Below are 23,945 nucleotides of genomic sequence, written 5' to 3'. Positions count from 1 at the left end.
AAACCCTTTTTTAAACTCTGCCATAGCGATCTTGCAAACGTTCAATATCATCTTCTTCCAAATAGCGGCCCGATCTGACCTCAATCATTTCCAAATCAATTTTTCCGGGGTTTTCCAACGTATGGACACTGCCCGCAGGAATAAAAGTGGACTGATTTTCCGATAAGAAGAACTCTTTATCATCAACGTTAACTTTTGCTGTCCCGCTCACGACCACCCAATGTTCAGCACGGTGGAGATGGCGTTGTACTGACAAACCTTCACCTGGTCGAACAATGATCTTTTTCACTTGGAAATGCGGGCCGCTGTCGATGTCGCAAATTTTTCCCCAGGGGCGATAAGAGGCTGAATGCTGGCGGAAATGATGAAGATTTCGCTTTTTAAGTTCATCAACGACTTTTTTGACATCCTGCACTTTGTCTTTATGAGCGATCAGCAAAGCATCACTGGTGTTGACCACGACAAGATTTTCCAACCCGATGGTCGCCACCAACGCGGACTCAGAGGAAATGTAGTTATCATTGGAATCGATCGAGATAATTTCACCCACGTTGACATTACCCAAATGATCCTTCTTTGACACCTCCCACAACGAGGACCAGGAGCCGACGTCACTCCAGCCCGCATCGATAGGAATCACCACCGCATCATGCGTCTTTTCCATCACCGCATAGTCGATGGAGTCACTTGGACAATGTTTGAAGATGTCTTGCTCAACCCGGATAAAATTCATGTCGCGCTGACTGTTGATCACAGACTGCTGCGTTGTGCTGAAAATTTCGGGGCTGAACTGCCGCAGCTCCTGCAGGAACTTGGCTGTCTTGAACATAAACATGCCGCTGTTCCAGCTGTAATCACCGCTGGCGAGATATTCGATCGCTTTCTCCAAACGAGGCTTTTCAACGAACGAATCAACTTTGAAACACGCATCGGAAAGATGTTCACCACGCTTAATGTAGCCGTAGCCTGTTTCAGGGTGCTCAGGAATAATGCCAAACGTGACCAGTTGATTGTTGTCTGCAAACGAGATAGCTGTCTGGATAGCCGCATGAAAATTATCCACTTTGGTGATCAGATGGTCTGCTGCCAACACCAAAAGCATGCTGTCTTCGTCTTCCTCAGCAGCGAGATGAGCGGCTAGCGCCACTGCCGGCGCGGTATTACGCCCTACGGGCTCTAAAATAATATTGGTCGCTAATTGTCCAATTTCGCGTAATTGTTCGGCAACTAAAAAACGATGTTCCTCGTTGCAGATGACCAGAGGGGCGGCAACCTCAATGCCCGCCAGGCCTGACAAACGCTGTAATGTCTGTTGCAGCAGGCTTACGCCACTGTCATCAATAGACAAAAACTGTTTAGGAAACGATTCTCGCGACATCGGCCATAGACGACTCCCAGTACCGCCGGCCATAACCACAGGAATTAGTTTGGACATTATCTACCCTTTACTCAGCCATCGTTCTTATAAGGACAACACCACACATCAGCAGTATCATTCTAGAATTCGTACGTTTATCACCCAATCGTTACATTTCACGAAAAGAATGCATCCCCCTAACTTGCCGTCCCTTAAAAGAAATTTATGTATAGAAATAAACCAGGCAAATATAAATACTGGAGGAAGCATCGGTCGATAACATAACGTATTAACACAAAAAAGAGCAGCACAGTGCTGCTCTTTCAGATTAATGCTTATAAGTGAATATGTTGTTAGCGACTGCGGGCGAAATACTGCGCCACCCGCAGCACATCCTTCTCGTCCAGCGTACCGGAATCGCTCAGCAGGGTAATCCAGGACTTGATGTAGGTATACTTGGCAGAAGCCAGGTCGCGCTGGGCGCTATAGAGCTGCTGTTCGGCGTTGAGCACATCGACGTTGACGCGCTGCCCCGCCAATACACTCTGCCGGGTCGCCGTCACCTGGGTAGTCGCCGACTTCACCGCCAGCTCGTAGGCCGCCAGCTTGGCGCGGCTGCTGATGCACAGGTTGAACTGCTTGCGCAGATCGTTCAGCGTCGAACCCACTTGCGTGTCCATCTCGGCCATCGCCTGGCCGTAGCGTGCCGCCGCCTGCCGCGTTGAGGCCGCCACGCCGCCGCCGGAGTAAATCGGCAGACTCACCTGTACCCCGATGCTGTCGGTGCGGTATTTCTGGTTAACCGTGTTGTCGCTGCTGGAATCGTTCTCCGAATGCGAAGCATAGAGTTGCACACTCGGCATAAAGCCAGCGCGGTTTCTCTCTACTTCGTATTTCGCCGCATCGACGCCGTGGCGCGAGGCGGCCAATAGTGGGTTATTCTCCAGAGCTATCTTTTGCCACTCATCGAACTTCGACGGGATTAGCGGCGCCACCTGGAATTTGCCCGGCCGCAAGACCTGCAGCTCATCCAGTTGATTCAGCGGTACCCCGATGATGACTTCCAACTCACGCTGCGCGGCATCCAACGCGTCGCGCGCTTCGATCACCTGCGCTTCAGCCAGGCTGTAGCGTGCCTGCGTTTCGGAAACGTCGGTCAACGTCCCCTCACCCGCGCTCATCAGCCGATCGTTCAACGCCAGCTGCTCTTTATAGGCCGCTTTTTGCGCCTCGGCCAAGGCAATCTGATCTTTGGAATAGGCCACTTCGACATAGGCATTGACCACCCTCACTGCCAGATCGAGCAGTTTGCCGCGATAGCGTTCGTCCGACATCAGCGTCTGCGCCACGCCGCCTTTATAGCGCGCATAGGCTTCGTAATCGAACAGCGGCTGCGTCAACGTCACCGAGCTGGAATAGCTGCGGTACTGCTGACGCCGCGTCGCTTCCGTAATGTTGCCAAAGAAGTCGCTCTGCGGGTACTTCTGCGTTTGCCAGTTGCGCGGCGAATTCTGGTAGTTCAGTGATACTTTCGGCAGCAACCCGGCCCTGCCGATATTTTCGTTTTCATCTCCCGCTTCTTTCTCTTTTATAGCCGCCCGGAAGGTCGGGTCCTTTTCTAATGCCAGCGAATATGCGTCTAAAATCCCTATCGAATAAACCGGCGCAGACATCGCAAACAATAGGGTGCCGATAACCAGACCGGCAGCCTGTCGTTTTGATTGAATCAAAATTATTCCTCGGTTAATGAAGTATGAGCGCGATCCAAAATAGGTTTAAACAGATAGCTCAGCAGCGAGCGCGACCCCGTTTTCACGAACACCTCCACCGGCATCCCCGGCTTGATGTCCTCGCCGCTGAGCATTTTCATGCCCTCCGGCGAGACCGTGACCTGCATCTGGTAGTAAGGTTCGCCATTGGTTTTGTCGACCAGACGGTCGGCGGAAACCAAGGTGACCGTTCCCGGAATTTTCGGGGTTTTATTTTGGTTGAAGGCGGTAAACATCAGATCCACCGGCAACCCGTTGTACACCTTGTCGATCAGGTCGACTTTCAGACGAGAATCCACCACCAATGTCGCCTGACTGGGTACCACGTCCATCAGGTGGTCACCCGCTCCCACGACGCCCCCCTGAGTGAAGATATTCAATCCGACCACGGTGCCGTCCACCGGTGAGGTGATGGCGGTGTTGCCCAGATCGAAATCGGCCATTTGCAGCTTGTTGCGGAACTCGCTGGCGTCCATTTGGGTTTGCGCCAGCTGCGTTCTGACCTCGCGCTGATAGTCGGCGAAACGCTGATCGATACGCTGTTGAGATTCCTGCAGCTGCTTTTGCAATTGACCAATCCGCCCGACGGTTTCATCGATGCTGCTATTTACCTCGGCGAACTGGCGCTGAATTTCCAGATAGCGGTTACGCGGCAGGTAACCGTCCGCCGCCAGCTGTTTCATGCTGTTCATCTGCTCACGCAGGCTGGAGAGTTGGATCTGTTTGTTGGCGCGCGAATCCTGCAGGCCTTTCAACTGGAAACGGATCCCGTCCATCGACTGCTTGTAACCGTCAATTTCACTCTGCAGCCCCTGGCGGCGGGAGGCGAACAACTGCGTCTGCAGCGCGATGATCTCCGCGACGCGTGGCTGATCCTTGATCTTGGTGAAGATGGGGGAGAAAGTGACCGCGCTTAGACCATCCCGTTCAGCGAGCAAACGCCCTTCGGTCGCCAGCGTGGTGTAGTACTGGTCGCGCAGGGAATCGACCTGCGCCTGCGCCTGCACCTGGCTCAACTGCACCAGGACTTCGCCGGCTTTCACCTTATCGCCGTCTTTCACCACGATATTTTTGATGATGCCGCTGGCCGGCGCCTGCACCGTTTTACGGTTGCCGGAAACGGTTACCGATCCCGGCGAAGCGACCCCTTTATCCAGAGGCGCAAACGCCGCCCAGGCTAAGAAGCCGAACACGCCCACTCCCAGCGCCAACCACCCGAGGCGGGTATAACGACGCTCATCCAGCGGGATCTGTTCTGAGTACGAGTCATTCGGCTCGCCAATATGCGTAGACATACCAACTCCTTTGACTGTCGGCGACGCAACGGCGCCGCCAGACAAGTTCACGGCTTAATTAATTTGAGTTTTAGGAATATCGCCTTCATCCGGCTCGGAGTTCACCGCGCGCACCGCTTGCGGAGGCACCTGCGCTTTTTGCGCATTCGCCAACGCCTGCAGTACTTGCTGCGTAGGGCCAAACGCATTGACGTTCCCGTTAACCAACAGCAACAGCTTGTTGGTCATCGCCAGCAGATTGGTACGGTGAGTAATCAGAATCACCGTCTTATTCCGCTGCTTAAGGAACGTAATGGCCTGATTCAACGCCCGCTCACCGGCATCGTCCAGATTGGAGTTGGGTTCATCCAGCACGATAAGAGAAGGATCGCCATACAGCGCGCGCGCCAAACCGATACGCTGTTTCTGACCACCGGAAAGCCCGGCGCCACCGCTGCCGATCACCGAATCATAGCCATTAGGGAAGCGCAGAATCAGCTCATGCACCCCGGCCAACTTGGCGGCCTCGATCACTTTCTCCGAGTCCAGTTCGTTGAAGCGGGCGATGTTCTCTGCGATGCTGCCGGCGAACAGTTCAATATCCTGCGGCAGATAACCGATGAAAGGCCCCAGTTCGTCCTTGTTCCACTGATAGATATCGGCGTTGTCGAGCCGCACAATGCCTTCGCTGACTGGCCAGATACCGACCAACAGGCGCGCCAGCGTTGACTTGCCGGAGGCGCTTGGCCCAATAATCCCCAGCACGTCTCCCGGCTGAATGGCAAAGCTGACGTTATGCAACACCGCGCTTCCCTTCGAACCGGGCGGCGTCGCGGTCACCCCTTCAACAGAGATCACCCCTTCCGGACGCGGCAACGACATGCCGGTACCGCGCGGAGGATGCTGATCCAGCAAGCGTACCAGGCGCTGGTATGCCAGCTTGGCGGAACTCCAACTTTTCCAAACGTTGATCACCTGCTCGATCGGCGCCAGCGTGCGCCCCATCAAAATCGAACCGGCGATCATCATGCCCGGCGTGATGTGCCCATCGATCGCCAGCCAGCCCCCAAGCCCCAAAACCAACGACTGGAGCGACAGACGCACAAACTTGGTGATCGACGTCACCCGCGACGCCCGCTCGCTGGCGATGCGTTGGCTGTTCAGGAAGCGCTGATGCAGACCGAACCAGCGTCCTTTCAGATTAGGCAACATGCCCAGCGCTTCGATCACTTCGGCATTGCGCAGGTTGGTGCTGGCCAGACTGCTCGACATAATAGAAAGGCGGCTGGCATCCGCCAACGGCTTCTTCGACACCACTTCGTTGATCACCGCCAGGGCGATCAACAGCAAGGAACCCACCAGGGCGAACAACCCCAGCCAAGGGTTAAACAGGAAAATCACCAGCAGATAGATCGGGAACCAGGGCGCATCGAAGAAGGCAAATAGCGCGCTTCCGGTCAAAAACTGGCGCACGTTGGTCAGATCGCTCAACATCTGGCCGGCATCGGAAGAGCCGTTCTTTAGATTCGCCTCGTAAGCCGCCGTATAGATGCGCGTATTGAGGCGCATATCCAGCTGGCTGCCGATGCGGATCACCACCATGCTGCGCACGTATTCAAGCAAGGACATCATGCCAAACATACCCAGCATGATCAGCGTCAGCATTAACAGCGTGATTTCATTACGCGAAGGGAGCACCCGGTCATAAACCTGGAGCATGTAAATGGAAGGAACCAGCATTAACAGGTTAATAAACGCCGTGAAAATACCAACGGTCCAGAAGACTTTACTGCGCGTCCGTATAACATCCGCAATTTCGTTGCGCGGGATAAATTGATTCACGTTCTGCCCTTACATCATGTGCACTGTCAGTCCAATCCGCATTGACCCCTCCCCTAAAGAAATTCCTAAAAAAGAATTTACCCCGGGAAGACTCACCCCAAAAAAATGCCCGAGACTGCAGATACTTTCGTTAACTATAGGTTGAGAAAGTGAAAATCGGCAAGGTTGGCCATAAAAAAAAAGACGGTCAAAAAGATGAAATAAACCATGACAAAACAATGAGATACAGGAGATCAAAAATAAGAGAGGAAGATAACGAAATGGAATAACTTAGAGAGGATGATGCCGCTCACAAAATTAAACATGCGGGGGGTTACGCCCCCGCATTATTTAATCCCCAATAGTCCCATGGGGAATTATTGGTTATTGCAACTTTACCCTTAGGCGTAGTGCAGAGTATCCACCAATTGCTGGTGGTTCTGGCCAGTCAGGTAAATAACCGTGTCGTTGGCATCCAGCGTGTGGTTATTGTTGTTATCAATAATCACATAGGAGTCAGCATTGTTACCGGTACCGCTGAACACCACCGAAGCCACGCCCACCTTCGCCGTCAGCGAGTTTGGATTGCTCAGGCCCAGGATGCCGCCCAACAGGCCGACAACGCCGGTGGTCAGACCGCCAACCAACGAGCCCAACAGTGCATCCAACGTATCTGAAGCGCGAGTACCGTAATCCGCCACCGCAGTACCGGTATTGGACAGGGTCAGCCCGGAAGCAGCATCAACGATCTTGTCCTTCGCGGTGCTAAAGTCGGTGATGGTGACCCCCGCCTGCGTGTTACTGGATTTCAGATCGTAGATATTCGCCCCGGCACCGCCGGTCAACGTGGTGTTGCCCAGTACGTTGAAGCTGTCGGCTGTCGACGTCCCTTCAACCGTCAGTTGATAACCGTTCAGGCCCAAGGTGTTCAACAACGGGGTCAGCAACGCGGTGGTAACCGCGCTCAATGGCAAGGCGTTCAACAGCTGCACGATGATACCGTCACCAGTACCCGCATGGCTTGAATCCAGGTTCAAACCGCCGGTATTGGTCGAAGCGTTAACATCACGCACGTTACTGAAACCGCTGCCCAGCGTCAGATTCAACGCATGATCGCCAGTCACATTAACAGTCTGAACCTGCGCATTGGTACCGGCCAGAGACAGAATGTTGTTAAACGAACCTGTACCGCCGGAAGCCACGTTCACCGTTGTCAGCGCAGTGCCCAGCAGGGCGCTGCTGGTGCTGTTCAGGCTGATGGCGCCGGCATTCACGTTGGCCGAACTCACCGCATCGAAGTTGATGTTGAAGTGATCGGTGGCGTTCTGCACGAAGGTGAAGTTCAGCGTACTGGCGGAGGTCGCGTCCCCTTTCACTTCCAGCTGCGCGGCGTTACCGCCGGCGGCGTTGATGACGTTGACGTTAGCCAGCCCGGAAATCACGAAACCTTGCGCCCCCAGGTTGGTCGCCGCCGCGTTTTGGGTGACCGTACCGCCGGTAGTGCCTTCCACCGTGGACGTGCCGTTGGTCAGGCCGAAGTCGAAGGTGTTGGTTGGCGTAGTGACGGTAGTGATAGTCGACGAACCAATCAGCGGTGTCGTAATCAGCGTACCGACAGACTTACCGATGTAGCCGGTCAGATCAATCTGCTCGAAGTTCGAGAAGTTGTTGGCGTTGCTGGTCACCGTGCTGGTGCGAACGCCCAGGGCGTTCTGGTTGGTTACTACGGTTTTGGTGATGAAGTTGGCAGAGATGGAATCCGTGCCGGTACCGCCGTCAGCCTTGACGGTATTGGCAACGGTGTTCGCACCGCCGGAGACCGCGTTACCTGCCCAGTGCAGGCTGTCGTTGCCGGCGCCGAGGTTAAACTGTGCGGTACCGGTCGCGATATTAGCCGTCGAAGTCACGACCACATTGTCTGAACCGGAGCTGGCGTTCAGAATGACGTTGCCGTTGTTGACAGTCACCGCCACGCCAGGGTTGACGCCGTTATCAGACAGGTTCACCGTTGCTGCACTGGTGCCGTTGATGGTCAGGTTAGCCAGGTGATCGGCGAACTTCAGGTTGACCAGGCTGGCGGCGTTGGCGTTCAGTTGAACATTCGTTAGTACTGCGGTTTCGGCGTTGCTGATTTGATGAGAAATACCTGTGTTCACAGTACCCGTAGCGTTACCGCCGGCGGCTGTAGTCGTCAGGCTAGCAGCGGTTTTGTACAACAGGCTGGTACCGATATCAAACTCAAATGCATGCTGCTGAGTGACAGTGACCGTGTCAGTAGCCGTTGAAGTCCGCAGGTCATTAATGATGGCTTGGGTAATAACCGATTTATCAGTCCCCAAAGTACTGTAAAGCGCCAGCTGAGCCGCCGTAGCTGCAGTACCGTGAACTGCGGTGTAAACATGTTGGATAAAGTTATCACCAGTCAGCTGTGCGCCTTTCCGCTGGAATTCATCAGAAGCTAATGCACTGGTAATAAACGTAGTATATGCCGCGCCAGATGCCAGATACTTGCTCCAGCTATCCAAACCCACGGCGTCAATGCCGCGCTCCGGCACGGCCAGGAACACTGCAGCAGCCTGTTCCTGGTAATTCAAGCCAGGTAAACTACCAGCAGTGTAAGCAGTTGTTGCCAGTGTAAACGCCTGTTTAGCTGCGGCATCAGAGCTGCTGACACTGCCACGCAACGAGTTGATGAAATCAACAATAACATCACCACGCGTTGCTCCGCCTTGCAGTTCCGTCAAGTAGGTATTTAACTCGGTGCTATCTGGCGGCCGTTTAAAACCTTGAGTAAAGAGCTTGGTAATAAAATCCTGATTACTCAAAGTGTTAATATAACTGCGCTCATTAACAAAACTCTGAGCGGCGACGGAGAATGTTCTGGAACCATCATTAATTGCCGCCCCCCAATAGTTGACACCTGCAGCTGATTGCACGGACCCAAGAACATAGTAGATCGCTAATACATCAGAAGCGCCATTACCGGCCGCGGCTGCAGTATTCGCCGAAGGATACAATACGGCATCGATTTTATTATCAAATGCAGTTTGTTGAGAAAGTATGGTTGAATCAAAGCCATTGTAATTTAAGAGATCACTGACCAAACCACCAACGATATTTGCCGCGGGCTGTCCTCCAGCAAGCAAAGCAGCTAAAACACCGGCGCTAGGTGCTGAGCCATAAACGTTGGTATATATCGCACTCACAATATCGCTAGTACTCTTCCCGCTATATAACGCCTGACCTGCACTGGAAGAGATAATCTGAGCGACATATTGCGCTGAAGTTCCACCATTTTCAAGAAGTTGCCCGGCACTATCGAACGTCGCCGCGGATGCTGCTTTACCAAGAACAGCATAGTAAAGCGCAGCACCAGTCTGCTGTGAGACAAGAGATGACATGTGTATTCTCCTAGAGAAGCCATTCAAAAACGTTACAGACAGCAATTTGCCGCTGAAGAACAAAGCAAGAACAAGCAAAAATGCATGAAAATCAATGATTCGTCAGTTTCAATACTCCTATAGTTAAAGCAGTAGATACATACAAAGAAAGTATCTAAATTCAATGATGTCAAGATTAGAAAGGAAATATAAAAATAATCCTAATGACGCAGATTGATACTAATCTTTCCTGCATTTAGTTAACGAGTGATTGCTTAGCTAACATTAGGAATAACCTTAGTTACTTTCACGTTTGAAAGCGTAAAAATACCTGTAAAACCAATCTATTATTTTCACTCTGACCTCAGCGAGATAAGACGATGACGTTCATAAAACCCCCTCCCTTCTCTCTCAAATTTATACTCGGCACACTTCTTGCCACCCTGCCTCTGAAAATCGGTTATGCCTTCGAGATTGGCATTAACACACACCTGCGCTGGTATCCAGAAGAGCAAGATCATTATTTGAACTTGATAAGTAACTATGGTTTTAATTCCTTTCGTGATGATTACCTTTGGGGGCTAGTTGAACAGCAGAAAGGCACCTATCAACCAGTAGATAAACTTATACGTGTAGATAAGTCTCTCTTAGTTGCAAATAAAAACTATGGTATGAACCCCATTGCCGTTCTCGCCTATGGCAATGATCTCTATGATAAAAGTGGATATGCCAGCAACGATGAATCTATCGCAGCTTATGCAAATTATGCATACTGGACAGCAAAAAGATTTAAAGGAAAGGTCAAGTATTATGAGATCTGGAATGAGTGGAGTGTTGGCACCGGCACGCATAATAAATCACCAGCCCCTCCTCCTGCTCAGGTCTACTACAAACTCATCAAGCAGGCCTCTATAGCGATAAAGAGGGCAGACCCTGGAGCTATCGTGCTTGCCGGCTCCTTCGATCCTTTAGGAAACGATGGATTAAAATGGTCCGATGACTTGATAAAGCTGGGCATGCTCAATTATATAGATGGGATATCAATACATCCGTATAGCTTTAAATCCAGTGATAAATCGTTGACTACCCCGGAAGGAAACATTGAAAAAATTGATGGGTATCAAGAAGAATTGAAGAGGCTCGTAGGCAAAGAGGTTCCTATTTACATCACTGAAATTGGCGTACCAACCAATGCGGGGAAATTTGGGTACAGCGAGGACTATGTAGCCCAATATGTTGTCAAATATACTCTTCTTGCAAAAGCCAGGGGATATATAAAAGGAGTTTGGTGGTATGATTTAAGCGATGATGGTGATAACAACCAAAATATAGAGCATAGATTTGGATTGCTCAGGAAAAATGGAAGTAAAAAACCAGGCATGGAGTCATACGAAAAAATTGCCGATTTAATAAAAAATTACTCGGTAAAAAATTACAATATGACAACCGATGGTAAGGTGAATTTAACCTTCAGCAATGGAAAAAGAGAAGCCAAGGTTAGTTGGAAAAAGAGTGATATGCAGGAAGGAAGTAATTCCACAACGGGAAGAATAATGTCGATCATGACGGATAGTAAACCATCATCGCAGAAAATTACGGCTCTCGTGATTGAAGATCCAACGGAAAAAAATCAACCAGCGGTTAGTGCAGACACGCCAGTGATAACATTCGGCAACGAGTAAATCTGCATTCTATCTTTATATAAACCAAATGAAAAACCATCTCCTTTGGAGGTGGTTTAAAACCGAAAAAAAGCGAGACGATAAACACAGTCTCGCTTTTATCATTTTTAAAATAGTACCGTTATACTACCGTATAACGCCCTGCATTGAGCAGGTCGCAAAATAATCTCTCGGACTTTATTGATGGTGAAACAATATAGGTAAACTTAGCAGCCATAGCTAACGGGATATCATCATAATGATCAGTAAAGAAAAGATCTGGTTCCTCAGAAAATTGCTCCCGAACGAATTGAAGCTTCACTACATTTAATGTTTCGACAAATTCACCTGAGTGGGAAAAATGTGCACATATAGTGACATCAAAATCATTAACTTCCTGGGAGAAAGAGGATACATAAATATCCGGCGCTGCAGTTGCCAAGCACTTAGTCGAATTATCACCCAGAACGAGCAAATCCTGTCGAAGAGAATGACGCGCCAGCCATTTTCCGTACTTCTTACCGACATAGGGCCAAAACTTGGTGCGTTGCTGAATCGCTAATAAAGCCACCTTAAATCCAATGCGATCCATTCTCCCAATTTTCCTGCATATAGCGAATTTAATAATAGAAAATAAAAAATACCATCTAAGGAAAAAAATAGAGATAACAAAAGACAGAACAACCCATACCTTAAAAGTGTTGAATGGCACAAGTGTACCATCAAGATCATATACGGATTTCAACCTTTTCTCCTAACATCACTAGCCCAGGGATAACGGATAAGATAGCCCTTGTAAAGATAAAAATCTGGAATAAAAGCAGGTTCGTCAAATGTGACATTTAACGCAGCAGTTTTAACGACCGAATCCGATGAAAGAAAGGGTTGAAGAAAATTGATGCAATCAATAAACGTACCACCACTATCAACGGCATCATCAATAATTAGAATTCTCTTACCTTTTCGTAGGTGTTCCAAGTCGCCGGAGATATGTGCCACAGCCCCTACTGACAATATTCTTCCGGATCTTCTGAACTTACGTTCGTTGAATTTTATTTCCGCTATTCTCAACAAGTCATTTATCGACCTTGGGAGGAAAGGCAAAAAAGAAGCTATTCTGAACTTAGACTTCTTTTTTGTAGAATTTCGCTGCCTTTTTATTATAACAAGTGGAGCATTAATTTTTTTCCCAATTTCTTCAGCGACATAGCGTCCACCAGTGGCAACACCAATAATAACATCAGGGGAAAATTCTTTAATTATCTCTTTAGACAACCGATCACATAACGAATTAAAATCGCTGCCGATAGCCGTAATAACTTTCATATCAAAATTTTCCTATGATATTTTCATAAACAGAGTAAGTCTCCGTTGCGCATCGCTGCCAACTGAAAGTATCAGCTCTTTTTAAACCTTTTCCTGACAAAGAAGCACGTAACTGATCATCATTAAAAACATTCTCCATGGCACTAACTAACTGAGATAGGTCATTTGGATTAACCAATAATGCTGCATCGCCAGCTATTTCCGGACAGGAACCTGCAGTAGAGGTGATGACAGGAGCACCGCAAGACATCGCTTCTAGAATAGGCAAACCAAATCCCTCAGCAAAACTTGGAAATACCAGGCAAAGCGTGTTGTTATACAAATGAACAAGGTCTTCATTCGATACACCTCGAAGGACTTTTATTTTATCCGGGTTATTAAATATTTTATTTTCCAAGGCAGGATTAGGAAATGCCGGATCGAACCCTCCAACCAAAACTAACTGCACATCAGCATCGGCAAGTCTCTCGAATGCAGCAATAACACTATCAATATTCTTAATCGCGGCAAACCGTCCGACAAAAAGAAAATATGGCTTAGTCACACCCAGACTAGCGATTACATCATTAGATTTTACTTTATCTTTCACGTGAAACTGCTTGCTCGCAGCTTCGTGCACAACCGTAATTTTATTTTCATTAACACCGAAGTTCTTGATTATCTCATCTTTCGTATAATGAGAAACTGCAATTATATGATCTGCTTTTTGTAAACTAGGCGGCGTGAAAATTTCCAATCCTTTAGTCAACTTAGGATTGAAGTACTGTTTGTGCGTACGGAACATGACATCATGAACAGTCACAACATGTTTCGTACTCCTGGTTGTAACCAAGGGCGATAAATAATTTGTATGCAAGAGATCGCATTTATTACGCCATTCAGCAAGTGCAAATCCGCCGAGAAGGTTCATAGGCGTCCAACCTGATATCAATTTCTTTATTTCTACACGATTATCATTTAAGAAAGGTTGCCCAGCCTGCTTAGTTAAAACTAAGGCAGGATCGTCCGCCAGAAGCAATAACTTATCATCGCGATTTATGCACGAAATCAAGTTATTCGCCAATTCTATTGTGTACGTTCCAGTCCCTTGACTAACCTTTTGCATAAATCGGCTATCGAGTGCGATTCTCATTATCCATTCCCATAAAATAAACTATTATAAAGTTAGTATGCGCCATCACGCTTTAATACAACACCTATAGTTTTAAATAGAATCGCAATGTCATTCCAAAGCGCCCAATTCTTAACGTACCATGCATCAAAATACACGCGCGTGTCATAATCAATATCATTACGGCCACTGACCTGCCACAACCCTGTCATTCCTGGCTTCGCCATGAAGTAGTAATCGACATCACCTGCATAACGTTCCAATTCTTTTTCAATAACCGGTCTTGGGCCAACTAGACTCATTTCACCACGAAGCACATTCCACAATTGAGGTAACTCATCCAGGCTTGTCTTTCTAATAAAAGCGCCAATCTTTGTAATACGTGGGTCGTTTTTCAATTTAAAGTCTTTATTCCATTCTTCTCTGGCCTCAGGATCTCGCTCCAATAAATCTGCAAGTACTTCCTGAGAATTTAGAACCATCGATCTGAACTTTAAGCATTTAAATTTCTTTCCATTGTGCCCCACTCTCTCATGCCCATAAATAGGGCGACCACCATCTCTTGAAACTTTGTAAGTCAAGAAAATCAGCACAGGAGAAAGTGCAACCAAAATAAGAGATGAGCCAATAATATCAAATGTGCGCTTAATGAAGCGTGATGAACGCTTGGCTAAATTATTGCTTACCCGCAGAATCATTACTTCATGACTAAAAATAAATGACATATCGGTGCCATAAAGAGGAACACCACGAAGAGTTGGGATAACAGAAACCGACCGACAATTATGCTTAGCCAGATCTTTCAACCACCAATCACGTAACGCATGCTGTTCAAATTCAAGTGCGACGATGAACTGCGTGCTCTCGGCATTGACTCTCGGCCAAAGTTCTTTTTCTGAGTTAATAACTGGGATACCAAAATAGTTATCTTCACATGGTTTATCCGTGCATACAAAAGCAACAACTTCAAATCCAAGAACCTCTTCACTTTGTAATGCAGCATAAGCTTCAAACGCATTCTTTCCTGAACCAATAATAATGGTTTGCTTTTTCCACAAATTCATCTTGTTAAGGATTCTTTTTGTGAATGCCCTCCCCAATGGTACTAAAATAATAATCAGCAGCCAAGATGACAACCAAACCGAACGAGAAAAATTCCACTTTGAAAATGCCACGAGAGCCAAATCAAGAACAGCAAAAATGACTAACGTTCTGATGACTTCCTTGAGTTCAAACCAGAATGGCTTTCTATATGTGTAGTGTCTAAGCCTAGTCCAGAACCAGAGAACACACACCACAGATATAACAAACTGGGCAACAGAACGAATAAAAAACTCATCCTGAGGAATATAATTATCTAATCCATTAAATATTTTATAAATAATGAAGTATGAAAGATATACCGATATATTGAAAAAGAAAATATCTGAAAGCGCTAACATTATCTTTGTTGTAAAATCGCCAAAAAAAACATTTGTTTTTTTCATTATGCATCCCGAATACTATTTTATAAAATTTAACACGCTATAGAGATAAGTAACCGCCGAACGTCAAGTCAAATAAACTCAGATAGGCCAGATATTTAATTTGTAACTTCACGATAAAGCGCACTTACTTTTTGGGTCATAAAACAACTCCTGAAATTTTTTCTGTAATTATCATAGCTTCTTTCACTCATCGTTTTCCAAAAACCCAAATCTCGTTCACAAATAACGGTAGAAAAACCTTTTATATCCCCATAGTCAACTAAAAAACCTGTCACACCATTTATAATAATTTCTGGCAGTGAACCTCGTTCAAAAGCCAGAACGGGTAAACCGTAACTTTGCGCCTCAACGGCAACAAGGCCGAAGGCTTCCCAACGACTTGGCATCAGTAAGACTGTTGCATGGAAAAAATAAGGTGCAATATCTTCATACTTCAACCAACCTATATACGTTATTTTTTCACCATATACAGGAAGACTTTTATACTCTATAACATAGTCTCCGATCACAGTGATATGTATATCCTCATTCTGAGAAAGTAAATTAGTTATATTTAGAACGTGATCAAAGCCTTTCTGATGATCCGTGCGTCCAACAAAGAGAATATTCTTCTTATTCGCGTACTTATAAGGGCTTTTTTGCGTTACTATCAAAGGGTCTTGGACACCATTATAAATGGTGACTAAACACTCTGGATTAAGTCCCCATTTTATGGCTTCCCTATATTCATACTCACTGACACAAATAGTTTTATCCGTCACTTTCTCTAGCATGCGCTCAATAAATGCGTAGAATCGCTTTTTATAAACAGGAATATCCATTAAGAAAGCAAACGCATGCGGACAGTAAATCACTTTGGGATGATAGAAAACAAATATTATAGGCAAAGCCAAACGGCATAAAAAGCCAGCAAAACTACTGTGTAAATGAATTACATCCGGTTTTTTATTTAAAACCACTCGCAGAAAACTAAACAGAAGCAAAAATAATGACATGGTATTTCTTCCAGTTCTATTGAATGGAGAAAGCACATGTTCTCTAACACCAACCAGTTCAGATAACTGTTGTCTCGGAACAATGCATAATACCTCATCTTCAGTATCTTGCTGTTCCATAACCAGTTGTCGCATGATTGTCGCAACACCACCCTTTATTGTTTCAGCGACATGCAATATTTTCACTAATCACTCCAGGGCTTATCTTTTGCATAGCCTTCAAGTATATTATTTATTTTATTAGCCGAATCTAACCAATTAAATCGCTTAGCGTTTTCAAAACCTCGTTTAATCAGTGAATTCCTTAAGCCATCATCATGGTATAGTTTCTCTATCTGTGAAATTAAACTCTCTGAACAAGTTGGTGAAAAATACAGCGCACTGTCGTTCAATACTTCCGGCATTGATGCTGTATTAGATGCAATAACAGGACAACCGCAAGATTGAGCCTCAAGCAATGGAATTCCGAAGCCTTCATAAAGGGATGGGAAAACGAAAGCAAAGGCTCCTGAATAAAGCACTGCCAGTTCCTCATCAGTAACTCGACCACAGTACTTTATATATGAACTATTACTAATTGTAGAATAGGTAACTGTTGAAAAATTTCTATTCGATGCACCGACAATTTTCAACTCCAAACCTAAACTCTTATTTATTTTTTCAAAACTATCAATTATCAGTTTAAAATTCTTATGAACACTTGGAGAAGATACACATAGAATATATGGATTGTCTGAATCAGTACTTTTGCGTGGAAAAAAAACCTCAGTAGCTGCATTATTGACAACATCAACATTCTCAATTCCGTAGGCCCGCTCTATTTCACTTCGAGAAAAATCACTGACTGTAATGATTTTTTTTCCCCTTTTTAAAAGCCACGGTGAAAAAATTCTATAGAAAAATCTAAAACCTGGTGAGTAACTTTTGGGATAAACTCGATAAGTTATATCATGGTGAACAATGATATTGTTAAAGAATCCTATTGGAGCGGTATTACAAAAACTCAAAAGCACATTCCCATTTCTCACCATAAAGAGAAATAACTCTGTTTGCTCCCATAACTGTCCGGATAAGCACCCGATTTTCTTTATATTAAACGCCTTAGTAATCTCATTATCTGGCGTAGTTTTAGGACAAAGCACAACAATATCATCTCGGATCTTAATCAGATTAAGTAATATTTGAATAGCAAAGCGCTGAACGCCTGTCACATCTTGCGTTAAAAAACGGCCATTGACATAGATCACAATAGTTAACTCACTTTTGTATAAACTGGATTAGCACTGCCCTCCTCATGGGAGTATTCTTCCGGTTTAAGTGAAATTAAAAGCGCAGTTATTATTATCGGGAATATATAGCCAGGATAGTTGGTAAATGGATTATTATAGGCAAAGTTTGTTAGCAATGATATCAACCAGTACAAATAGACGCCGTGTGGCAATACGCTAGATGTCTTTTTATATAAACTCACCAGCAGTAACAAAGCACCGAAAACAAATACCAGTACACCAACAAATCCATAATTTGAGAGAAGGTAAATATACAAACTGTCTAGCGGAATCGCCGTTGTATTATCGTCAACCCCAACCATGCCACTGCCGTTCACAGCATAACCAGAGCCAAAATAAATAGAGTAGGCAGAATCCAACACTTGCTCAATATAAAGAATGCGCAAGAAAATACTGTTTTCGGCGTATGTGTTTTCCTTTGAAGAAAACACCTCATATATAAATGTGTTAGTAACGGAAAGGAAAAAAACAATAGAAACAACAACAGTAATCCAAGTAATTAATCTCAACGATCTCTGATTCGAGACAAGTCTATTAATAATCATATAAAGAACATAAATTACCATCATCACGAAAGCTGTTTTTGATGTAGAGCAAAGAATGCCTGCGATCATTAAGAATGTAAATAGCACTCTTCGCTTGGCTGAAACAAATGAGGCAAGAGCTAGCCCAAAGAAAAGATATTCACTGAGGCTGAAAGGTGTTGTCAATAAGCCCAGAGCTCTTAAATAACCATCTGTAGTGCGTAAAACAAGGCCATTGTCTTTACCAAACGCGGTTAGCATCGGGCCAGGATTGAACCCCAGAACCTGGAAAATAAGACCTGCCGAGAAGAACTCAGTAATAGTGGCTAAAGCATTAATCGAACAAAAAATAATATAAAACTTGATAAAAACAGATACTATGTTTTTTTTCTCTTCGGTGCTAAACATACTAGCTAACGCTGCGATCAATATTGCCGAAATTGCGAAGAGTTCAACTCGAAACTGTATAGCAATCCGTGCCATATCAAACTTTGAAAAGAGTAAGGTAGCCAAAATATATGAAAAGATAAAAAAGCAAATCGCTAAAAGCGTTAGCATCAATGTGGTGAACTGCCTACCTGCCTTATATCCATTTGCAACAAAAAAGAAAATCATCAACAGCGGAAATACTATCGAGAAGAAATCTTTATAGAGCAAGATCAAACGAGTAGTGTTATAAGCAAAAATTGTAACTAGCCCATTTAATGAAGCTAGTGCCAAGTATGTCAGAATAAAAAATATAAATATCTTTGAGGTTGATGTGTTCATTTTAGTTGTTGTAAACCTCTACATATCGTTTCGCGATATTATCAATATCAAAACTCTCCACAACGCTGCGTTCTTTGTGTGTGCGTCTACCCTCAACTTTGAAAGAGTTTAGCGGCCTAACATTACTATTCATGGCTGCTATTTCTGAAATCCCCCCCATGAAATTAGTATAGACAATCTTCCCAGAAAGTGCACATTCCGCAACTGAACGCCCAAATGGCTCATTCCATTTTGTTGGCAGTATAACTGCATCCACATTTGCCATAAATTCTTCTACCGCAATAAAACCAAGCAGTTCAACATTTGATTTTTCTGCCAAATTTTTCATGGCATTACCTTCATCGCCATTAAACCTACCTGCCGCATAAAACTTGACATCTGTCCTATTCTTATATTCATCTGCAAGATGACAGTATTCATCAAATCCTTTATCGCTAGTAAGGCGACCTATAAATCCGACTCTAAAAGTTGAACTTTCTCTGTTTTCAAAGCGAAGCGGTTCTATCGGATTATAGATAACCGAACATCTATCCTCATTAAAAAATCCGTTTGCAGTATGCAAATCAGAAATATAACGACTGATTCCAACAAAACTGAAAACAGCTTTGCTCTTCCACTTTTTAAAAAATGAGAAAAATCTCACACTCAATTCTGACGTGCTCATCACCTTGCCATGTTTAAACAGGGTCGAGTTAGGATGAAAGAGATAATAATCTCTCGCGGTATGAACCAGTTTTACCTTACACTCTTTTACCGCATCCCACGCAGAAATTGAAAAACCGCCCAGGTTATTGGTATGCACAACATCTGGAAGAAAGTTTTTTATTTCCTCTTTCACCGCATGCTTCATTGCGAAATTGTACTGATCTTTTGCATGCCATACTATTTTTTTCCATGGTGACACATTATCTCCACCATATGGCCAATAGACATTCCTGAGAGGCAAATAAGTCACCATTACATTATTAATGGTTTTACATTCTCGCTCGAATTTGTTATGCAATGTAACAACGTTTACTGTATGCCCCATATTAGCGAGTTTTTCAGCTAATAACTGCACAGATACCTCTGCGCCTCCAACCTTATAAGGATGATAAAGTGTATTGATCATCATTATCTTCATTTTTTTATACACCTTAAATATTCTATATAAACATTCAACTGTCGTCCGAATGGTAATAAAAAATCATCCAAAATGAAGACAGGTTTAAGAAATTAGTCGAATGTGTTTATAAATGCATATATTTGCCAATTACATCCATTTTTCTTATTACAAATAGCAAATATATGAACATATGCCATACCGGTCTCCCGGTATGGCACTGATGTGTTGCTAACTACTATGCTTTATCGTTTGAACGATACTCATATTGATAGTAGCCATAATCACCATAGTAGCTGCTAGCCCGCTTCTCAACAGCATTAAGAATAACCCCTTTAACATCTATGCCATTTTGATTAAAGCGGCGAATACTCACCTCTATTTCTTTGACCGTGTTGGATGCGAAACGTGCGATCATCAGACTAGTACCCGCCCTGTGCCCTATAATAGCGGCATCAGTAACTGCTAGAATAGGTGGTGTATCAATCATCACGATATCATAATTCTTACTAGCCCAGTCAATCAGCTCATTGAAACGTGACCCCATGAGCAACTCTGAAGGATTGGGCGGTATCTGTCCACGCGGAATAAAATCTAAGTTTTCAATTTCTGTTTTGCGGACACTGTTAGCCATTGTGGTCTGAGCGGATAAAATATCAGATAAACCATTATGCCAATCGGTATTCAACAATGAGTGTGAATAGCCCTTACGCATATCAGCATCAATGACTAAAACACGTTGTCCAGCCTGAGCAATGACAGCGGCCAAGTTGATGCTAACGAAGGTTTTACCAATGTTTGGGCTTGCACCACAAACCATCAGAACATTATTTTTAGCTTCAAGCATAGCGAAATGTAAGCTGGTTCTTAAGCTTCGTACTGCCTCTATCGCCAAATCCGCAGGGTTCCCAACCGCCAACAACGTTTTTGAACGCGTGTTGGTTTTTTTATTGCCGCGCATCAACGTCTCTATATCTTTTTTCTGTTGCCACTCAGACAACGGAATACTTGCATAAACGTTAATGCCTTGGTCTTCCAGCTGTTCTGGGCTTTCAATACCTCGATGCAGAACGCTTTTCAGCAATACTACGGCAACGGAAGCGATCCCGCCAAGCAGCGTAAAGATGACAACGATTAACGTCTTCTTCGGCTTAACCGGTTTCGGTTGAGTGACAGCGGTATCAATGATTCTGACATTACCCACAGTGCTTGCTTTCGTTATCGAAAGTTCTTGCTGACGGTTGAGCAACTGCATGTAAATTTCTTTACCAGCATCAACATCACGAGTTAAGCGCAAGATCTCCTGCTGCGTTTGCGGCATCTTACTAACGCGCTGGTTTAACTTATCTTTTTCCTTTTGTAGGGTTGCCCTTTTTTCCAATAATGCACGATAAGCTGGGTGCTCTTTTGTGTATAATTTCGAAATTTCAGATTCTTTGAAAGTCAACTCATTAAGCTGAGCCTCAACCCCGACAATAGTATCAAGAACAGACTTTGCTTCCAAAGACAGATCAACAGAATCGTTAGCTTGGCGGAAACTGTTTAATTTGTCTTCTGCCATATTTAAAGAATCGCGAACCTGCGGTAATTGTTCCTTTAAAAAAGCAAGGCTTTTTGCCGCCTCTTCAGATTTACGCTCAACATTTTGGATCAAGTAATTATTGCTGATACTTTCAATAATTCTTCTGATTAGGACAGGATCATCACCCATCAGGGTTAGTGAAAGAACACCCGTGTCCTTACCTTTGTCTTCTACTGTAAGATCGTCAAGAAGTTGTACCGTTGCTGCCAGCGTTGTTAGCTTCTTGACATTAAAGACAGTTCCTGGCTTCGCTGAGATTTCGCTCACCAACATAGAGACGCCACCTGCATTCTCCAATTGGCCAACTTTACCTTGAAGGATTTTATCTTTATCTACGGTAACGACGTAGTTTTGATCATCAATAACTTCCAGCTCGATAGAACTCTCGACTAGAGGCTCAGCTACAGTGAGTCTGGATAAGGCAACCTGTCCCGGTTTATCGCCCATGAGCCTTGCCCAACCGCGGCCAAAAATCGGAAAATACTTCTGAGTGACAACAGTATCTAAATGGAGATCTTCGACAGTTTTCCCGACGATCATGCGAGAGGAAATCAGTTCAATCTCTGTAGATGATGCTGGCAAAGAGTTAGGCAACATTTGGGACAGGTTACTTACCAGCATGTTACCTTCGTTTTGCTCGACCTGAACAGTTGCATCAGCCTGATATATAGGTGTCGCAAAAAGACTATATATAATGCCAATGACGGCAAATAATGATGTTATACCAACAATTAACCATTTGTGATCGACTAGCGTCCCTAACAGCCGTCCAAAATCGATCTCGTCATTTTCCTTACTTGCCAAGGAACTCGTTCGGTTTTTATCAATCATTGTAATCTCTGTTTAGCGATTTAATGCTAGCGCCCACTTCTGAGCACCTTCAGCTAGTAGGCTATAGACGAATTCAAAAGCCTCAGAACTTTTGCGATAAGGATCAGGGATATCTTGTTGACCCAGCCAATGGGCAAATAGCATTGTTTTGCCTCTGACTTCGGGGGCTAGTCTGCAGACAGCATCAACATGTCCCTTTTCCATGACTAATATCAGATCATATTCACGGCACAATGCAGCTGTTAGTTGTTGTGCTTGGTGATTGTCTAATGACAAATCATGCTTTCTAGCTACCTCTGCAGCCTGAGCATCAGCAGGCTTACCCACCAAAGCAGAAATCCCGGCAGAGGCAATTTTCTTTTGGGGCAGTTTTTCCTTCAACAACCGTTCTCCTGTAGGAGAACGGCATACGTTGCCAACGCAAACAACCAGAATAGAATCAAACATCATATTTTACCTTAACTACCAATTATGAATACGTTGCGTACCTTCGGTCAGGTTGTTGAAACCAACGATAGTCGGTAGCAATTGGCTGACAACGCGATTCCAACGAGCAATCGGTACGGTAGTTACGTATACGATGTCATATGGCTGAAGATGAAACTCAGTCCCCATTACCATCGCAGTAGCATCAGATGCATTAAGTTGGTAGATATTGGCCAGCTTTTTACCTTCCATACCACGTAATGGCCTAATAACAAACACCCCCGTCGCATCGGCAAAGTTCTGATCCATCCCTTCAGCATTACCTAATGCTTCCGTTAGTGTCATACCGCTGCGATCCATTTTCAGCGTTGTTTGTTTTTTCACTTCCCCCATAACGAAAACTTTCAGATCGTCATTACGGGGAATGTAAAGGATGTCGCCCGGATAAAGTAGGTGATTTTGCGTCAAATCCCCCCTTTGCATCAAAGCTTGCAAGGAGATTCGCTGTTCCTTTCCATTATGTGTCAGAATGACATTACGCCAGTCTGCATTTTCTGAAAGCCCGCCAGCAGCATTGATTGCATCCATCACAGTGAGGGGAACGTTCGTGATCGGTTGCTGTCCTGACTTTGCTACTTCCCCCGTAACATACGCTTTTTGAGAACGGAAAGCGGCGATGCTCACATCAACCTGCGGGCTTTCGATGTATTGCGCCAATCGTCCTGCGATCTCATTTCTGACTTGGCTCATCGTTTTACCGGCGACTTTTATCTTACCGATATACGGGTAAAAAATTGTACCGTCCGAATTCACCCAGTTACCCGTGTCGCTAGCACTGCGATATTGCCCCGCAGGTGTAGTCAGTTCAGGGTGATCCCAGACAGTCACCATTAACACGTCGCCGATACCAATCCGGTATTCGTAATTTTGCAATTCACGCTCCAATGACGAGTTTGGTTGCGCAACAACTGGTTTAGGCCTCATTTTCTCAACCAAACCAGGCGTCATTGGATAGACATTAACCAGATTGTCAATATCGAAATCACTATCTTGCTGTTTTACAAGCTCTTTCCCACTAGTTGAAAGGTGAGAACCAGGCACGATTGTACAACCGCTGATCACACTGATCGATACCAAGAGCGGTATCAGTTTCCACTGTTTATTTGCCATCGAATTATCATCACTATCAAATTAAAAAGTTTGCTGTACTGAGCCCCCCGACCCTCCCTGGCACAGGCCGTT

Annotated in this window: 17 protein-coding genes; 1 reads left to right on the top strand and 16 read right to left on the bottom strand. The window is 45.1% G+C overall.

Annotated features, from left to right (window positions below; all coding sequences use genetic code 11):
- Positions 1-10 precede the first annotated feature (10 nt).
- From ATE40_RS04665 to ATE40_RS04645, 5 genes are all read right to left on the bottom strand, one after another.
- Positions 11-1,435, bottom strand: coding sequence for a mannose-1-phosphate guanylyltransferase/mannose-6-phosphate isomerase (locus ATE40_RS04665; RefSeq protein WP_025159968.1), 1,425 nt, complete (start codon positions 1,433-1,435; stop codon positions 11-13).
- A 275-nt stretch (positions 1,436-1,710) separates the two neighbouring features.
- Positions 1,711-3,087, bottom strand: a complete 1,377-nt coding sequence (locus ATE40_RS04660; protein ID WP_063919075.1) for a TolC family outer membrane protein — start codon at positions 3,085-3,087, stop codon at positions 1,711-1,713.
- 2 nt (positions 3,088-3,089) lie between these two features.
- On the bottom strand, positions 3,090-4,421 hold the full coding sequence (locus tag ATE40_RS04655) for an HlyD family type I secretion periplasmic adaptor subunit (RefSeq protein WP_019454390.1): 1,332 nt from the start codon (positions 4,419-4,421) through the stop codon (positions 3,090-3,092).
- A 54-nt stretch (positions 4,422-4,475) separates the two neighbouring features.
- A complete protein-coding gene (locus ATE40_RS04650; protein ID WP_063919074.1) occupies positions 4,476-6,242 on the bottom strand; it encodes a type I secretion system permease/ATPase in 1,767 nt (588 codons plus the stop codon).
- A 380-nt stretch (positions 6,243-6,622) separates the two neighbouring features.
- Entirely contained in the window at positions 6,623-9,622 is a 3,000-nt protein-coding gene (locus tag ATE40_RS04645) for a beta strand repeat-containing protein (RefSeq protein WP_063919073.1), read from the bottom strand.
- Positions 9,623-9,981: 359 nt separating this feature from the next.
- On the opposite strand from ATE40_RS04645, the gene ATE40_RS04640 reads away from it, so the two are divergent.
- Positions 9,982-11,283, top strand: coding sequence for a cellulase family glycosylhydrolase (locus ATE40_RS04640; protein ID WP_063919072.1), 1,302 nt, complete (start codon positions 9,982-9,984; stop codon positions 11,281-11,283).
- A gap of 121 nt (positions 11,284-11,404) precedes the next feature.
- Here ATE40_RS04640 and ATE40_RS04635 read toward each other — a convergent pair whose 3' ends face one another.
- The 11 genes from ATE40_RS04635 to ATE40_RS04610 all read right to left on the bottom strand — a co-directional run bounded on the left by ATE40_RS04635 (position 11,405) and on the right by ATE40_RS04610 (position 23,873).
- Positions 11,405-12,007: a haloacid dehalogenase-like hydrolase gene (locus ATE40_RS04635; RefSeq protein ID WP_071891956.1), complete on the bottom strand. Its 603-nt coding sequence runs from the start codon at positions 12,005-12,007 to the stop codon at positions 11,405-11,407.
- Positions 12,004-12,588: a phosphoribosyltransferase gene (locus ATE40_RS24005; protein ID WP_071891954.1), complete on the bottom strand. Its 585-nt coding sequence runs from the start codon at positions 12,586-12,588 to the stop codon at positions 12,004-12,006. Before ATE40_RS24005 ends, ATE40_RS04635 begins: the two co-directional genes overlap by 4 nt.
- A gap of 1 nt (position 12,589) precedes the next feature.
- On the bottom strand, positions 12,590-13,720 hold the full coding sequence (locus ATE40_RS24000; protein ID WP_084799115.1) for a glycosyltransferase family 4 protein: 1,131 nt from the start codon (positions 13,718-13,720) through the stop codon (positions 12,590-12,592).
- Positions 13,721-13,752: 32 nt separating this feature from the next.
- Positions 13,753-15,186, bottom strand: coding sequence for an undecaprenyl-phosphate galactose phosphotransferase WbaP (gene wbaP, locus ATE40_RS04630; RefSeq protein WP_063919070.1), 1,434 nt, complete (start codon positions 15,184-15,186; stop codon positions 13,753-13,755).
- Positions 15,187-15,281: 95 nt separating this feature from the next.
- Positions 15,282-16,367, bottom strand: coding sequence for a glycosyltransferase (locus ATE40_RS23995; RefSeq protein ID WP_071891949.1), 1,086 nt, complete (start codon positions 16,365-16,367; stop codon positions 15,282-15,284).
- Positions 16,367-17,428 carry a glycosyltransferase family 4 protein gene (locus ATE40_RS23990; RefSeq protein ID WP_071891947.1) on the bottom strand — a complete coding sequence of 354 codons (1,062 nt, stop codon included), beginning with the start codon at positions 17,426-17,428 and terminating at the stop codon, positions 16,367-16,369. The genes ATE40_RS23995 and ATE40_RS23990 overlap by 1 nt, the downstream gene beginning before the upstream one ends.
- A 5-nt stretch (positions 17,429-17,433) precedes the next feature.
- Complete coding sequence (locus tag ATE40_RS04625) at positions 17,434-18,762, bottom strand: hypothetical protein (RefSeq protein ID WP_063919069.1); 1,329 nt, start codon at positions 18,760-18,762, stop codon at positions 17,434-17,436.
- Position 18,763: 1 nt separating this feature from the next.
- Positions 18,764-19,885: a glycosyltransferase family 4 protein gene (locus ATE40_RS04620; RefSeq protein ID WP_069168302.1), complete on the bottom strand. Its 1,122-nt coding sequence runs from the start codon at positions 19,883-19,885 to the stop codon at positions 18,764-18,766.
- A 217-nt stretch (positions 19,886-20,102) separates the two neighbouring features.
- On the bottom strand, positions 20,103-22,277 hold the full coding sequence (gene wzc, locus ATE40_RS04615) for a tyrosine-protein kinase Wzc (protein WP_063919068.1): 2,175 nt from the start codon (positions 22,275-22,277) through the stop codon (positions 20,103-20,105).
- 12 nt (positions 22,278-22,289) lie between these two features.
- Complete coding sequence (locus ATE40_RS23985; RefSeq protein ID WP_071892052.1) at positions 22,290-22,724, bottom strand: arsenate reductase/protein-tyrosine-phosphatase family protein; 435 nt, start codon at positions 22,722-22,724, stop codon at positions 22,290-22,292.
- A gap of 15 nt (positions 22,725-22,739) precedes the next feature.
- Positions 22,740-23,873 carry a polysaccharide export protein gene (locus ATE40_RS04610; RefSeq protein WP_063919067.1) on the bottom strand — a complete coding sequence of 378 codons (1,134 nt, stop codon included), beginning with the start codon at positions 23,871-23,873 and terminating at the stop codon, positions 22,740-22,742.
- Positions 23,874-23,945: the final 72 nt, after the last annotated feature.

The organism is Serratia surfactantfaciens (genome assembly GCF_001642805.2).
Lineage (GTDB): Bacteria > Pseudomonadota > Gammaproteobacteria > Enterobacterales > Enterobacteriaceae > Serratia > Serratia surfactantfaciens.
The sequence above is the reverse complement of the archived record's forward strand: the minus strand, read 5'-3'. Positions and strand labels throughout refer to the sequence as shown.